This is a genomic window from Mycobacterium sp. 1274756.6, from assembly GCF_001668625.1.
GTDB lineage: Bacteria > Actinomycetota > Actinomycetes > Mycobacteriales > Mycobacteriaceae > Mycobacterium.
The window spans coordinates 12,300-26,582 of the sequence record NZ_LZLJ01000094.1 but is presented as its reverse complement, the minus strand read 5'-3'; the positions used below and the strand labels follow the sequence as shown (position 1 = coordinate 26,582).

Here is a 14,283-nt window from a genome sequence, read left to right as displayed (position 1 = left end):
CACACCGTAAGCTGGGGCCGTGCCGATCGCGACCCCGTACGAGGATTTGTTGGCCCTGGTGCTCGAGCGGGGCACTCCCAAGGACGACCGGACCGGCACCGGCACCCGCAGCCTGTTCGGCCACCAGCTGCGCTACGACCTGGCCGCCGGGTTCCCGCTGATCACCACCAAGAAAGTGCACACCAAGTCGGTGATCTACGAGCTGCTGTGGTTTCTGCGCGGCGACTCCAACATCGGCTGGCTGCGCGACCACGGGGTCACCATCTGGGACGAATGGGCCTCGGACAGCGGCGATCTGGGCCCCATCTACGGGGTGCAGTGGCGGTCCTGGCCCACCCCCAGCGGCGAGCACGTCGACCAGATCACCGCCGCACTGGAGCTGTTGCGCACCGACCCGGACTCCCGGCGGATCATCGTCTCGGCCTGGAACGTCGGCGAGCTGGACAAGATGGCGCTGGCGCCCTGCCATGCGCTGTTCCAGTTCTACGTCGCCGACGGCGCCTTGAGCTGCCAGCTCTACCAGCGCAGCGCCGACCTGTTCTTGGGGGTGCCGTTCAACATCGCCAGCTACGCGCTGCTGACCCACATGATGGCCGCCCAGGCCGGGCTGAAGGTCGGCGAGTTCATCTGGACCGGCGGGGACTGCCACATCTACAGCAACCACGTCGACCAGGTCCGCGAGCAGCTCAGCCGCGCACCCCGGCCCTACCCGACACTGCGGCTGGCCGCGCGGGACTCGATCTTCGACTACACCTACGACGACATCACCATCGAGAACTACGACCCGCACCCGGCGATCAAAGCGCCGGTCGCGGTATGACCGGGCTGATCTGGGCGCAGTCGCGCACCGGGGTGATCGGCCGCGACGGCGGCATTCCCTGGCATCTGCCGGAGGACCTGGCCCACTTCAAACGGCTCACGCTCGGGGCCACCGTGGTGATGGGGCGGGCGACCTGGGAGTCGCTGCCCGCGGCGGTGCGCCCGCTGCCCGACCGGGACAACGTCGTGCTCAGCCGCGACCCCGGCTACCGCGCCGACGGCGCCCGCGTGGTGACCGACCTGCCCGCCGCGCTCGGTGCGCAGCCCGAGCGGGTCTGGGTGATCGGCGGCGCCCAGATCTACGCCCTGGCGCTGCCGCACGCCACCCGCTGCGAGGTCACCGAGGTCGACCTCGACCTGCCGCCCCGCCCCGGTGACACGATGGCCCCGGACCTCGACGCCTCCTGGCGGGCCGAGCCGGGGGAGTGGCAGACCAGCCGCACCGGGCTGCGCTACCGGTTCGTCGGCTACCGGCGGGCATGACGCGACTGAGTCGCGCGCAGGCGCGCCGCATCGCGGTGGACGCCCAGGGGTTGGCGGCCGGGCCGCCCGCCGCGCCGGTCACCGCGGCCAACCTCAAGCGGGTCATCGCCCGAATCCAACTGCTGCAACTGGATTCGGTGTCGGTGGCCGTGCGGGCGCACTACGCGCCGGTGTTCTCCCGGCTCGGCCCCTACGACCGGGGGCTGCTCGACCGGGCCGCCTGGGCGCACAGTGCGCGCTCACCGCGATTGCTGGTCGAGTACTGGGCGCACGAGGCCGCGCTGATGGCGGTGGCCGACTGGCCGCTGCTGCGCTGGCGCATGCGCGAGTACCGGTACGGCCGCTACCGCACCGAACTGCTGCGCGAGCACCCGCGGCTGGCCGAGGAGGTGCTGGGCGCCGTCGCCGAGCTCGGCCCGGCCACCGCCGGTCAGATCGAGGCGCACCTGCAGGCCGCGCCGCGCCGCGCCCGGGGCGCCTGGTGGCAGCGCAGCACCACCAAATGGGTGGCTGAGGCGCTGTTCGCCGCCGGCAAGCTCACCACCGCCACCCGGGTGGGTTTCGCCCGGCACTACGACCTGGTCGCGAACGTGCTGCCCGCCGCCGTGCTGGCCCGCGAGGTCGACGAGCCGACCGCGATCCGGGAGCTGGTCACCCGCGCGGCCGGCGCGCTCGGGGAGGCCACCGCCGCCGACCTGCGCGACTACTTCCGGCTCTCGGCCGCCCAGGTCACCCCGGCGATCCACGAGCTCGTCGCCGCGGGTGAGCTGGAACCGGTGGCGGTGCAGGACTGGTCGGCACCGGCGTATCTTCGTGTCGGCCAACGGGTTCCGCGCCGCGACCGCGGGACCGCGCTGCTCTGCCCGTTCGACCCGCTGATCTTCTTCCGGCCGCGAGTCGAACGGCTCTTCGGCTTCCACTACCGCATCGAGATCTACACCCCACCGGCCCGGCGGCGCTACGGCTACTACGTGTGGCCGTTCCTGCTCGACGGGGAACTGGTGGCCCGGGTGGACCTCAAGGCCGACCGGGCGGCCGGGGTGCTGCAGGTGGTCGGCGGGTTCGGCGAAGCCGGCATCGACCGTCCCGCGGTGGTGCGCGCGCTGGCCGGGCAGCTGGAGACCATGGCCGGCTGGCTGGGGCTGCGCGGGGTCCGGGTGGGGGAGCGCGGGGATCTGGTCGAGGCGTTGCGGGCGCTGACCTGACGACGCTCAGCCCTTGAAGTAGACCAGCTGATGGGTGCTGGCCAGCAGCCGGCCGGAGCGGCTCCACACGTGCGCGCTCTGGTCGAAGTAGCCGCGGTTGAAGCGGTGGGCGCGGGCACTGGCCAGCACGAAATCCCCACCCACGGCGTCGAGTTCGGCGGCATCGGTGTGGAAATAGGTGGTCAGCGAGATCGTCCCGGCCGGCAGGAACGTGCCGCGGCGCAGGAACACCCGCGGATAGAACACGTCGCACACCGCGGCCAGGGCGGCGAAGTCCAGCGGTCGGCCCGCCGCGTCCCGCACCCACAGCGTGGTCGTCGAATCGGCTTCGGCGCGGCCGCCCAGCGGCACCGGCCCGGCGACGAAGCGCATGTCGTAGCGGCGGGCCCATTCGATGCCGTCGGGCAACCCGGTTGCGGCGATCCGCTCGGGTGGAGCCGCCGCCGGCGGGACGGCCTCGGTGTCGGCCCAGGTGTCGCGGTGGACGCCGAACACCGCGCTGGCGGTGGTCTTGACCTCCCCGTCCTGGTCGAGTTCGAGCAGCCAGTGCTGGTTGGTGCGGTTGGTGCGGGCCACCCGGGCGGTGATGGCGTAGTCGCCCTCGGCGATCGGGGCGGCGAAGTTGACGGTGAGGGCCAGCGGGTCACCGGCCCGCTCGGGCTGCAGCTGCACGGCGTGCAGCAGGGCGGCGGCGGTGATGCCGCCGAACGGGCCCACCATGTTGGCCCACGCCGGGAGGGTGCGCCCGCGCAGCCGGCCCGGCTCGGCGGCCTGCGCGGCGATGGCGTCGTCGAACGGGTGGGATGCTGCGGTCACGTCGGGTCCTCCGGGAACGGTCGATGGGCCGGCCCCATCGTGCCGGATGCCGCCGCGCGGCGGTCAGGGGAGCCGAGCCCGCCGGCGAGGGCGGCGAAGGCCGCGTCCAACAGCGCGACGAGGTCGGCGCTGTCGTCGGCGGCCCAGGCCCGCAGGGCGGTGGCCGAGGCCGCCAGCGCCGCGGTGGCTTGCGCCGTCGCCGCCAGATCCGGTTCGGCCAGCCCGGCCCGGGCGGCCAGCCCGCCGGCGAACAGCGCCACCGTCGACTCCTGGGCGATCCACAGCCGCGACCGCAGCGCGGGGGTGTCGAGCACCAGCCGCACCCGCGCCGCCATCGCGGCCCGGTCGACGGCCAGCACCTGCGCATAGGTCTGGCGCAGCGCGGCGTGCAACGCCACCAGCGGCGGCTCGTCGGCCGGCCGGGCGGCCAGCAGCCGCGCCATCAGCGGGTCGTAGTCGTCGGCCTCGACCACCGCCTCCTTCTGCGGGAAATGCCGGAAGAAGGTCATGTGCGACACCCCGGCGGCCGCGGCGATCTGCTCGACCGTGGTCGCCTCGTAGCCCTGTTCGGCGAAGAGCGCCAGCGCGTGCTGCTGGATGGCGCGGCGGGTGGCCGCCTTCTTGCGGGCGCGCCAGTCCGGGCTCACCGCGCCGGCCCCAGCGTTCGGTCCAGCCAGCCGCGCAGCCCGTCGGCGTCGCGGCCGCGCCAGCCCAGGTGCCCGTCCGGGCGGATCAGCAACGCCTCGTCGCCGCCGGCCAGGTGCTGCACCGCGCCGAGGCGGTCGGCGGCGAGCATCGCGAGTGGTTCGGGGCCGGCCAGCGCCCAGCCCGGGCCGACCGCGTCGTGCAACCGCACCGGCGTGCCGTCGGCGCGCTGGAAATCCCGGTCGGGCACCCGGTCGCCGGGGCGCGGGCGGCGCCAGCCCCGCCCGCCCAGCGGCCCGTGCCGGTAGGAGACCCGCAACTGGGAGGCTTCGGCGGTGATCAACCGCTGCACCCACTCCCGGTTGAGCAGCGGGACCGCGACCCGGTCGCGCAGCACCCGGGCGGCCCACCCACGTCCGAGCGCGCCCATCGTCACCTGGCTGGTCGAGGTCAGCACCGCCTCGGCGATCGGGCGGCGCTCGGCGGCATAGCTGTCGAGCAGGGCGGGCTCGGCGCGACCGGTCACCACCAGGGCCAGTTTCCAGGCCAGGTTCTCGGCGTCACCGATACCGGTGTTCATGCCCTGCCCGCCCAGCGGGCTGTGGATGTGCGCGGCGTCCCCGGCCAGCAGCACCCGGCCGCGGCGGTAGGCGGCGGCCAGCCGGCGCTGGATGCGGAACATCGACGTCCACTCGGCGGCGCGGATGACACCGCCGGCCTCCGCGGCCAGCCGGGCGCCCAAGTGCTCGACGATCTCGTCCGGTGTCGGCTCGTCGGGCCCGTCGGCCGGGGCGGTGCCCATCACCCGCCACAGCCGGTCGCCGGGCAGCGGGAACGCCGCCACCAGCTCGGTGCCGCGCAGCCAGGCGGCGGTGGCGTCGCGGGGCCGGTCGAGGTCGGCGCGGACGTCGGCGAGCAGGAACCGCTCGATCAGCGGCATCCCGGGAAAGTCGATGCCGGCGCTTTTGCGGACGGCGCTGCGGGCCCCGTCGGCGCCGACCAGCCAGCCGGCCCGCAGCACGGTGTCGTCGCCGAGGCGCACGGTGACCGCGTCGGGGTGCCCCTGCACCGCGGTGACCGGCCGGTTCCACTCCACCGCGCCGCCCAGGGCGGCCAGCCGGTCCCGCAGCGCCGCTTCGATCTCGGCTTGGGAGACCACCAGCACCGCCGGGGCGTGTTGGCGGTGCAACGCCCGGTCGATGCGCAGGCTGGCGATCGCGGAGCCGTCGACGAACACCTCCAGCCGGGAGATCGGCTGGGCCCGCTGCGGCAGGTCGCCCAGCGCGCCCAACCGGTCGAGGACCTCGATGCCGCGCGGTTGCAGGGCCAACGCCCGGGAGGTGGTCGCCGGGGCGGGCGCCGCGTCGACGACCCGCACCGCGACCCCGGCCGCGGCGAGCCCGCAGGCGGCGGCCAAACCGGTCGGGCCCGCCCCGGCGATCAGCACAGCGGTGTCCATCACACCTCCAGTGTTAGTCGATAACATGTTAGTGACTAACTATAGCGGAGCGGGCCGGTCCGCGACAGGGTGCCGCTAAGGTAAGGCGCCGTGGCCGAAACCGCATCGCTGCGGGTGCAGCTGATCGCCCAGACCCAGTTCAGCGCGCCGCCCGACATCGCCTGGGACGCCGACGCCGACGGCGGGCCCGCGCTGGTCGAGTTCGCCGGCCGGGCCTGCTACGAGAGCTGGTCGAAACCCAACCCGCGCACCGCCACCAACGCCGCCTACCTCAAACACCTGCTCGACGTGGGGCACTTCGCGGTGTTCGAGCACGCCAGCGTCAGCTTCTACATCACCGGGATCTCCCGGTCCTGCGCGCACGAACTGCTGCGCCACCGGCACCTGTCGTTCTCCCAGCTCTCCCAGCGCTACGTCCCCGAGGCGTCCCGGGTGGTGCTGCCGCCGGGCCTCGAGGACGACGCGGAGCTGCAGGGGCTGCTCACCGCCGCCGCCGACGCCGGTCACGCCGCCTACACCGCGCTGCTGGAGCGGCTGGAGCCGCGCTTCCCGCAAACCGCCGGCGGGCGCAAACAGGCCCGCCAGGCCGCCCGCGCGGTCCTGCCCAACGCCACCGAGACCCGGGTGGTGGCGACCGGCAACTATCGGGCCTGGCGGCATTTCATCGCGATGCGCGCCAGCGAGCACGCCGACCTGGAGATCCGGCGACTGGCGATCGCCTGCCTGCGGCAGCTGGCCGCGGCGGCGCCGGCCGCGTTCGCCGACTTCGAGATCAGCGCGCTGCCCGACGGCACCGAGGTCGCCACCTCGCCCTTGGCGACCGAGGCGTGAGCCGCTGGCGACCGGAGCCCTGAGCCTCTGGCGACCGGGGCGCGAGCCGTTGCGGGTAATCTCTGTCCCGTGAGTACCAGCGGATTCGACGCCCGTGCGCAGTTGGGCACCGTGTTGACGGCGATGGTGACCCCGTTTCACCCGGACGGATCGCTGGACATCAAGACCGCGGTACGGCTGGCCACCCACTTAGTCGACTCCGGCTGCGACGGCCTGGTGCTCTCCGGCACCACCGGGGAGTCGCCGACCACCGACGACTTCGAGAAGATCCGGCTGCTGCGCGCGGTGCTCGAGGCCGTCGGCGACCGGGCGCGCATCATCGCCGGCGCGGGCAGCAACGACACCTCCCACAGCGTGCAGCTGGCCCGGTTCTGCGCCGCCGAGGGCGCCCACGGGCTGCTGGTGGTGACCCCGTACTACTCGCGTCCGCCGCAATCCGGGCTGATCGGGCACTTCACCGCGGTCGCCGACGCCTCCGACCTGCCGGTGCTGCTCTACGACATCCCGCCACGCTCGATCGTGCCGATCGCCTCGGAGACCATCCTTGCGCTGGCCGCCCACCCCAACATCGTCGGGATCAAGGACGCCAAGGCCGACCTGCACGCCGCCGCGCAGCTGATGGCCGAGACCGGCCTGGCCTACTACTCCGGCGACGACGCGCTGAACCTGCCCTGGCTGGCGATGGGCGCGGTCGGCTTCATCAGCGTCTGGGGGCATTTCGCCGCCCGGCCGTTGCGTGACATGCTCACCGCGTTCAACGCCGGCGACATCGAGACCGCCCGCAAGATCAACGTCGCCCTCGGCCCGCTGGCCGCCTCCCAGGTGCGGCTGGGCGGGGTCACCATGTCCAAGGCCGGGCTGGGACTGCTCGGCCTGGACGTCGGCCCGCCACGGCTGCCGCAGGTCCCCGCCACCGCCGAGGAGATCGCGGCGCTGGAGGCCGACATGCGGGCGGCCGGGGTGCTGCGGTGACGCGCGGATGAGCAAGACGTTGAAACCGCCCGGGCCGCTGGAGGCCGGGGGGCTGCGGGTGACCGCGCTCGGCGGCATCGGGGAGATCGGCCGCAACATGGCCGTCCTGGAACACCTCGGCCGGCTGTTGATCATCGACTGCGGGGTGCTGTTCCCCGGCCACGACGAGCCCGGCGTCGACCTCATCCTGCCCGACCTGCGCCACATCGCCGACCGGCTCGACGACGTCGAGGCGCTGGTGCTCACCCACGCCCACGAGGACCACATCGGGGCGATCCCGTTCCTGCTCAAACAGCGCCCGGACATCCCGATCGTCGGCTCCCGGTTCACCCTGGCCCTGGTCGCCGCGAAATGCCGCGAACACCGGATCAAGCCGGTCTTCCAGCAGGTCGCCGAGGGGCAGCGCAGCACGCACGGCGTCTTCGAGTGCGAGTACTTCGCGGTCAACCACTCGATCCCCGACGCGTTGGCCATCGCCGTGCACACCGGGGCGGGCACGATCCTGCACACCGGCGACATCAAACTCGACCAGTTGCCGCTGGACGGCCGGCCCACCGACCTGCCCGGGATGTCCCGGCTCGGCGCGGCCGGGGTGGACCTGTTCCTGTGCGACTCGACCAACGCCGCCATCCCCGGCGTCAGCCCCTCGGAGAGCGAGGTCGGCCCGACGCTGCACCGGCTGATCCGGGGCGCCGACGGCCGGGTCATCGTGGCGTGCTTCGCCTCCAACGTCGACCGGGTGCAGCAGATCATCGACGCCGCGGTGGCGTTGGGCCGGCGGGTGGCGTTCGTGGGCCGTTCGATGGTGCGCAACATGGATATTGCCCGCGAGCTGGGGTTCCTGCGCGTCGACGAGGCCGACGTGATCGATATCGGTGCCGCCGAACAGCTTCCGCCCGACCGGGTGGTGTTGATCACCACCGGAACCCAGGGCGAGCCGATGGCCGCGCTGTCGCGCATGTCGCGCGGCGAGCACCGGTCCATCACGCTGACCGCCGGGGACCTGGTCGTGTTGTCGTCCTCGCTGATCCCGGGCAACGAGGAAGCCGTCTACGGGGTGATGGACGCGCTGGCCAAGATCGGCACCCGCGTGGTCACCAACGCCGATGTGCGCGTTCACGTCTCCGGCCACGCCTACGCCGGTGAGTTGCTGTTCCTCTACAACGGGATTCGGCCCCGCCACGTGATGCCGGTGCACGGCACCTGGCGGATGCTGCGGGCCAACGGCGCGCTGGCCGCCCGCACCGGGGTGCCCGATGACGCGATCCTGTTGGCCGAGAACGGGGTCAGCGTGGACCTGGTGGGCGGCCGGGCCCGTATCGCCGGGGCGATCCCGGTCGGCAAGATGTTCGTCGACGGGCTGATCACCGGCGACGTCGGCGACGCCACCCTCGGGGAGCGGCTGGTGCTGTCCGCCGGGTTCATCGCGGTCACCGTGGTGGTGCACCGCGGCACGGCGAAGGTGGCCGCCCCGCCGCACCTGCACTCGCGCGGCTTCTCCGAAGACCCCAAGGCGCTGGATCCGGTGACCCGCAACGTCGAGGCCGAGCTGGAATCCCTGGCGGCGCAGAACGTCACCGATCCGGCCCGGATCGTGCAGGCGGTGCGGCGCACCGTGGGCCGCTGGGTGGGGGAGACCTACCGGCGTCAGCCGATGATCGTGCCGACGCTGCTGGAGGTCTGAGCCGCGCAACCGTTGCGCGTCCAGCTTTTTCGCGCCCAGCCTTTCGGGGCTCAGTCTTTTCGCGCTCAGTCTTTCCGCGCGTAAGCCACCCATTCGATCTGGGAGGCGCTGAGGTCGCGCCCGGCGGGCCGCACGTACCGCTCGAGCATCTCCTGCGGGCCGAGCTGGTCGACCAGCTGCCAGCCGTAGCCGGCGAGGAAATCGGCGACCTCCTCCGGGTTGAGCCCGAACTTCCACACCTGGCGGCGCTGCCGGAACCGGCGGTACAGCGCCTTCGCGCCGTAGAGCGCCATCCCGTCGATGAAGTCGCGCCGGATGTAGGTGAACACCAGCCGGCTGCCCGGCGCGGCCGGCTGCAGACCGGCCAGCACCGAACGCACCGCCGACTCGGTGAGGTACTGGCTGACGCCCTCGCAGATGAAGAAGACCCGGAAGTCGGTGTTGTAGCCGTGCTCGGCCATCGCGGTGAGCACGTCGTCGCGTTCGAAGTCGACGGCCACCAGGCGCACCGACAGCGGCAGCTCGCCGAGCACCCGGCGCACGGTGGCGGCCTTGCGGGCGATGTTGACCGGCAGGTCCACCTCGAAAACCGGGATGCGCTTGCGGCGCACCAGCCGGTAGGCGCGGGTGTCCAGACCGGCGCCGAGGATGACCACCGCGTCGATGTCGTCCAGCGCCGCCTCGAGGGCGTCGTCGATGAAGCGTTTGCGGCAGGCCAGGTTGGCCCACAGCCCCGGACCGGAGCGCTGGACCGTGTTGATCAGCAGGCGGCGGACCGCGGCCGGCCGGGCGGCGCGCACCAGCCAGCGCAGCCGCGCCGGCAGGAACAGCTCGGCGAGGTCGTCGTCGACCAGCCGGCGCGGCGCGGCCTCGTGTTGTTCGATGGCCGCCAACACCATCGGGCCCGTAGCGGTCTCGGCGGCGGGGTTGTGCGCCATCGGCCTCCCTCCGGCGGTTACGGCGCGAGCCGGCCCTTGGCCGGATCCCCCGCGGGCACCGGCTCGAGCAGCTTCATCTCCGGCGGCCCGTCGAGGTGGTCGCGCAACTGGGTGAACATGCCGGTGACCGCCGGGGCGCTGCCGTGGGCGCGCAACGCCTCGGCGTCGGCCCACTGCTCGATGAACACGAACGTGTTCTCGCGGCGGTGCAGGGCATAACGGTCGCAGCCGGGCTCGGTGTGCACCTCGGCGACGGTCTTGGTCAGGATCTCCAGGACCGTCTCGACGGATTCGGGTTTGGCGGTCAGGCTGGCGACCACGACAACAGGCATGCGGGGACTCCTCGACGTCGACGGCGGTGACCTCGATCACGCCGGTCACCCCGGCCACCCTATCGGGCCCGTCACCGGCCGGTCGGCGGCCGGTTTCCCGGTGACCAGTGTGGCGCATGGTGCCAAAGAGGCGCTAGCGACTAGGCTGGCAGGCATGCCGAGTAAGACCGCCGCCCGATCAGGAGCCCGAACGAGCAGGTCGAAGGCCGCACCGCGAAACGGGTCCCGACCGGCCCGCAGGCCCGCACCGCCGCGCCGCCCCGCCAACCGGCGCCGCGGCTCGCGGTTCGCCGCCGCGACGGCGGCCTGCGGCCGGGCCGGCCGCGCCTCCTGGCTGATGGTCGCCCGCGGGGTCGGCGGAGCCGCCCGGTCGGTGGGCCGCGCCCGCGACATCGACGCCGGTCACCGCCGCGACGGCATCGCCCTGGGCCTGCTGGCGCTGGCGGTCGTGGTCGCGGCGAGTTCCTGGTTCACCGCCGCCGGCCCGGCCGGGCAGTGGATCGACGCCGGACTGCGCACCCTCATCGGTTCGGCGGTGGTGTTGGTCCCGGTGGTGGCCGCGGCGCTCGGGGTGGTGCTCATGCGCAGCGAACCCGACCCCGACGCGCGCCCCCGGCTGGTGCTCGGTGCGGCCATGGTCGCGCTGCCCGCGCTGGGGGTGTGGCACCTGTGGGCCGGCTCCCCGCAAGACCCGCCCGGCCGGCAGCACGCCGCCGGCTTCGTCGGCTTCGCCATCGGCGGGCCGCTCGCCGACGGCCTGACCGCCTGGATCGCCGCACCGCTGCTGGTGCTCGCCGCCCTGTTCGGGGTGCTGCTGCTCACCGGCACCACCATCCGGGAGGCCCCGGAGACCATCCGGGCGATGTTCTCCACCCGCGGCTTCCACGGCGCCTACGACGAGGACGGCGACTACGAGGACTACGACGACTATGCCGACCACGGCGGCGATGGCGGCGACTTCGACGACGACTACCCGGCGCTGGCGGCCGGTCCCCGCGACCGCGGTCGGTTCGCGCCGCCGGAGGACTTCTCCGACGGCTACTACGACGACCCGGCGACCTACGCCGAACTGCAGGACGACCCCGCCCCGGCCTGGGCGTCGGGCAGCCCGCAGGACAACTACCCGCTGGAGGAGCCGGCCGCACCGGCACCGCAGGCACCGCGGCGCAAGCGCGCCGCCCGCAAACCCGCCGAGCCGGCGGCCGCCGACACCCTGGCTCTCGACCGGGTGGTCGAGGGCCCCTACACGCTGCCGTCGCTGAAGCTGCTGGTCGCCGGGGACCCGCCGAAGAAACGCTCGGCGGCCAACGACCAGATGGCCGACGCCATCACCACGGTGCTCCAGCAGTTCAAGGTCGACGCCGCGGTCACCGGCTGCACCCGCGGACCCACCGTCACCCGCTACGAGGTCGAGCTCGGCCCCGGGGTGAAGGTGGAGAAGATCACCGCGCTGCAGAAGAACATCGCCTACGCCGTGGCGACCGAGAGCGTGCGGATGCTGGCCCCGATCCCCGGCAAATCCGCCGTCGGCATCGAGGTGCCCAACACCGACCGGGAGATGGTGCGGCTGTCCGACGTGCTCACCGCGCCGTCCACCCGCCGCGACCACCACCCGTTGGTGATCGGGCTGGGCAAGGACATCGAGGGCGACTTCATCAGCGCCAACCTCGCCAAGATGCCGCACCTGCTGGTCGCCGGCTCCACCGGGTCGGGGAAGTCCAGCTTCGTCAACTCGATGCTGGTCTCGCTGCTGGCGCGGGCCACCCCCGAAGAGGTCAGGATGATCCTGATCGACCCGAAGATGGTGGAACTGACTCCCTACGAGGGGATTCCGCACCTGATCACGCCGATCATCACCGAGCCGAAGAAGGCGGCCGCGGCGCTCGGCTGGCTGGTGGAGGAGATGGAGCAGCGCTACCAGGACATGAAGGCCTCGCGGGTGCGCCACATCGACGACTTCAACGCCAAGGTGCGGTCCGGGGAGATCACCACCCCGCTCGGCAGCAAGCGCGAATACCGGCCGTACCCGTATGTGGTGGCCATCGTCGACGAGTTGGCCGACCTGATGATGACCGCCCCGCGCGACGTCGAGGACGCCATCGTGCGGATCACCCAGAAGGCCCGGGCGGCGGGCATCCACCTGGTGCTGGCCACCCAGCGGCCGTCGGTGGACGTGGTCACCGGGCTGATCAAGACCAACGTCCCGTCCCGGCTGGCGTTCGCGACCTCCTCGCTGACCGACTCGCGGGTCATCCTCGACCAGGCCGGCGCCGAGCGGCTGATCGGCATGGGCGACGGGCTGTTCCTGCCGATGGGGGCGAGCAAGACGGTGCGGCTGCAGGGCGCGTTCATCACCGACGAGGAGATCCATGCGGTGGTGACCGCCTGCAAGGAACAGGCCGAGCCGGAGTACACCGACGGGGTCACCGCGGCCCGGGCCGGCGGCGAGCGCAAGGACGTCGACCCCGACATCGGCGACGACATGGACGTCTTCCTGCAGGCCGTCGAGCTGGTGGTGTCCAGCCAGTTCGGCTCCACCTCGATGCTGCAGCGCAAGCTGCGGGTCGGGTTCGCCAAGGCCGGCCGGCTGATGGACCTGATGGAAACCCGCGAGATCGTCGGGCCCTCGGAGGGTTCCAAGGCCCGCGAGGTGCTGGTCAAACCCGACGAGCTGGCCGCGACCCTGGCCTCGATCCGCGGTGTCGGGGCGGCCGACGACGACCTCGACGACGAGCTCGACTGACAGCCGAGCGACCCGCGGGGCCTCTCGGCGCGCCGCGCTCCGGTATAAACGGTGCGACGACGGCGGGAGGACCCACGTGCACACACGGCTCGCTCTGGTCGCGCTGGCGGGCGCGGTCACCCTGGTGGGATGCCAGTCGAACCAGCCCGAGGAGGCCGGGCCCCCTGCCCGGTCGGCGGCGGCCCTGGACACCGGTGCCTACTCCACCGAACCGGGGGCGGCGCCGGGGCCGGCGGGCGCGGACGGCGCCGCGGTCGAGGCCCGGCGCATGGCCGACCACGTCACCGGTGCCTGGCAGGTCGACGACGCGCTGACCGGGCGCACCCCGCTCATCGCGACCCTGCGGACCGGGCCGGTCGGCGCCGGGCCGGAAAGCCTGCGCCAGGTGCTGCCGCGCGGGCTCGACAACGTCGCCGCCGCACACGGATTCGTCACCGGGTTCAGCAGTTACCGCTCGGCGGTCGACGACGACGCGGTGAACCTGACCAACGCGGTGCTGCGGTTCCCCGGCCCGGACGCCGCCGCCGCGGCAGCCGGCGAGATGGCCGACGCGGTCGAGGACTCCTACACCCCGGTGGCCGTGGAAGGCCGAGCCGAAACCCGGGCCCGCATCGACCACGACGGAACCCGGGTCTTCGCCGAAAGCTTCACCCCGCACGGCCCGTTCGTGCTCTACCAGTCGGTGGTCACCGGCACCGATCCGACCGCCCCGGGCGACGTGGCGCTGGCCCTGATCGGGCAGGTCCTCGATGCGCAGGAGCCGCTGATCGATGCGTTCGAGGCCACCGAGGTGACCGCGCTGCCGCAACTGCCGAAGGACCCGAGCTCAGAGTTGTTGGCGCGCACCCTGAGCGCGCCCGGAAACAAGGTGCCCGGATTGAGCGCGGGGGTGTGGCGCGCGGCCGGCTGGCTGCACTTCGAGGACGACCCGATCAGCGCCGCACCGCTGTTCGACGACGCCGGAGTGGACTGGGTGGCCCAGCTGCTGGCGACGGTCTATCAGGCCCGCGACGAGCACGCGGCGACCCACCTCGCCGGCGGGCTGGTCGAAGCGATCACCGCGCAGCCCGACGTCATCGCGCTCAGCGGTGTCGACGGACTGGCCGACGCGCGCTGCTTCGAACGCACCGAAGGAGCGGCCGCGCCGAGCGATCCGCCGTCGGTGCAACGGATGGCCTGGCACGTCAAATGCGTCGCCCACACCGACCGGTATGCGTTCACCACCTTCTCGGACACCGAAACCGACGCCAAACAGCAGCTTTCCGCGCAGTATCGGATACTGTCCGCGCACTGAGCCGGTCCGGCGGCCGGAATGGGCGCTAATGGGAAAAACTGCGGGACACCCCTGCCCGATCT

The 14,283-nt window shown here is 72.9% G+C and carries 13 protein-coding genes; 8 read left to right on the top strand and 5 right to left on the bottom strand.

Annotated elements, in window-relative coordinates:
* Window positions 1-19: 19 nt before the first annotated feature.
* The 3 genes from A5643_RS16625 to A5643_RS16615 are packed head-to-tail and all read left to right on the top strand — an operon-like array spanning window position 20 to window position 2,507.
* Complete coding sequence (locus tag A5643_RS16625; RefSeq protein ID WP_066858156.1) at window positions 20-820, top strand: thymidylate synthase; 801 nt, start codon at window positions 20-22, stop codon at window positions 818-820.
* Window positions 817-1,302 carry a dihydrofolate reductase gene (locus A5643_RS16620; protein ID WP_066858154.1) on the top strand — a complete coding sequence of 162 codons (486 nt, stop codon included), beginning with the start codon at window positions 817-819 and terminating at the stop codon, window positions 1,300-1,302. The genes A5643_RS16625 and A5643_RS16620 overlap by 4 nt, the downstream gene beginning before the upstream one ends.
* Window positions 1,299-2,507 carry a winged helix-turn-helix domain-containing protein gene (locus A5643_RS16615; RefSeq protein ID WP_066858150.1) on the top strand — a complete coding sequence of 403 codons (1,209 nt, stop codon included), beginning with the start codon at window positions 1,299-1,301 and terminating at the stop codon, window positions 2,505-2,507. The genes A5643_RS16620 and A5643_RS16615 overlap by 4 nt, the downstream gene beginning before the upstream one ends.
* Window positions 2,508-2,513: 6 nt before the next feature.
* Here A5643_RS16615 and A5643_RS16610 read toward each other — a convergent pair whose 3' ends face one another.
* The 3 genes from A5643_RS16610 to A5643_RS16600 are packed head-to-tail and all read right to left on the bottom strand — an operon-like array spanning window position 2,514 to window position 5,427.
* Window positions 2,514-3,323, bottom strand: coding sequence for an acyl-CoA thioesterase (locus tag A5643_RS16610; RefSeq protein ID WP_066858147.1), 810 nt, complete (start codon window positions 3,321-3,323; stop codon window positions 2,514-2,516).
* The gene (locus tag A5643_RS16605) at window positions 3,320-3,970 is read right to left on the bottom strand and encodes a TetR/AcrR family transcriptional regulator (RefSeq protein WP_066858144.1); all 651 of its coding nucleotides are present in this window, start codon (window positions 3,968-3,970) and stop codon (window positions 3,320-3,322) included. Before A5643_RS16605 ends, A5643_RS16610 begins: the two co-directional genes overlap by 4 nt.
* Window positions 3,967-5,427, bottom strand: a complete 1,461-nt coding sequence (locus tag A5643_RS16600) for an FAD-dependent monooxygenase (protein ID WP_066858141.1) — start codon at window positions 5,425-5,427, stop codon at window positions 3,967-3,969. The genes A5643_RS16605 and A5643_RS16600 overlap by 4 nt, the downstream gene beginning before the upstream one ends.
* A 90-nt stretch (window positions 5,428-5,517) precedes the next feature.
* Here A5643_RS16600 and thyX point away from each other — a divergent pair, with 90 nt between their 5' ends.
* The 3 genes from thyX to A5643_RS16585 all read left to right on the top strand — a co-directional run bounded on the left by thyX (window position 5,518) and on the right by A5643_RS16585 (window position 8,914).
* The gene (thyX, locus tag A5643_RS16595; protein WP_066858138.1) at window positions 5,518-6,258 is read left to right on the top strand and encodes an FAD-dependent thymidylate synthase; all 741 of its coding nucleotides are present in this window, start codon (window positions 5,518-5,520) and stop codon (window positions 6,256-6,258) included.
* Window positions 6,259-6,327: 69 nt separating this feature from the next.
* Window positions 6,328-7,230: a 4-hydroxy-tetrahydrodipicolinate synthase gene (gene dapA, locus A5643_RS16590; RefSeq protein ID WP_066858135.1), complete on the top strand. Its 903-nt coding sequence runs from the start codon at window positions 6,328-6,330 to the stop codon at window positions 7,228-7,230.
* Window positions 7,231-7,237: 7 nt separating this feature from the next.
* The gene (locus A5643_RS16585) at window positions 7,238-8,914 is read left to right on the top strand and encodes a ribonuclease J (RefSeq protein ID WP_066858132.1); all 1,677 of its coding nucleotides are present in this window, start codon (window positions 7,238-7,240) and stop codon (window positions 8,912-8,914) included.
* Between the two features lie 65 nt (window positions 8,915-8,979).
* Here the strand turns inward: A5643_RS16585 and A5643_RS16580 are convergent, their stop codons facing one another.
* Together A5643_RS16580 and A5643_RS16575 are read right to left on the bottom strand one after the other, a co-directional pair.
* Entirely contained in the window at window positions 8,980-9,852 is an 873-nt protein-coding gene (locus A5643_RS16580; protein WP_066858129.1) for an SAM-dependent methyltransferase, read from the bottom strand.
* Window positions 9,853-9,869: 17 nt separating this feature from the next.
* Complete coding sequence (locus A5643_RS16575) at window positions 9,870-10,184, bottom strand: putative quinol monooxygenase (RefSeq protein WP_066858126.1); 315 nt, start codon at window positions 10,182-10,184, stop codon at window positions 9,870-9,872.
* Window positions 10,185-10,338: 154 nt separating this feature from the next.
* Here A5643_RS16575 and A5643_RS16570 point away from each other — a divergent pair, with 154 nt between their 5' ends.
* Together A5643_RS16570 and A5643_RS16565 are read left to right on the top strand one after the other, a co-directional pair.
* A complete protein-coding gene (locus A5643_RS16570) occupies window positions 10,339-12,927 on the top strand; it encodes a DNA translocase FtsK (RefSeq protein ID WP_231995649.1) in 2,589 nt (862 codons plus the stop codon).
* A 76-nt stretch (window positions 12,928-13,003) separates the two neighbouring features.
* Entirely contained in the window at window positions 13,004-14,221 is a 1,218-nt protein-coding gene (locus A5643_RS16565) for a DUF7373 family lipoprotein (protein ID WP_066858123.1), read from the top strand.
* Window positions 14,222-14,283: the final 62 nt, after the last annotated feature.

Excerpts from the sequence above, each read along its gene's own strand:
- A5643_RS16620 (WP_066858154.1), top strand. The coding sequence starts at position 817 with ATGACCGGGCTGATCTGGGCGCAGTCGCGCACCGGGGTGATCGGCCGC.
- A5643_RS16615 (WP_066858150.1), top strand. The coding sequence starts at position 1,299 with ATGACGCGACTGAGTCGCGCGCAGGCGCGCCGCATCGCGGTGGACGCC.
- A5643_RS16600 (WP_066858141.1), bottom strand. The coding sequence starts at position 5,427 with ATGGACACCGCTGTGCTGATCGCCGGGGCGGGCCCGACCGGTTTGGCC.
- A5643_RS16585 (WP_066858132.1), top strand. The coding sequence starts at position 7,238 with ATGAGCAAGACGTTGAAACCGCCCGGGCCGCTGGAGGCCGGGGGGCTG.
- A5643_RS16580 (WP_066858129.1), bottom strand. The coding sequence starts at position 9,852 with ATGGCGCACAACCCCGCCGCCGAGACCGCTACGGGCCCGATGGTGTTG.
- A5643_RS16575 (WP_066858126.1), bottom strand. The coding sequence starts at position 10,184 with ATGCCTGTTGTCGTGGTCGCCAGCCTGACCGCCAAACCCGAATCCGTC.
- A5643_RS16570 (WP_231995649.1), top strand. The coding sequence starts at position 10,339 with ATGCCGAGTAAGACCGCCGCCCGATCAGGAGCCCGAACGAGCAGGTCG.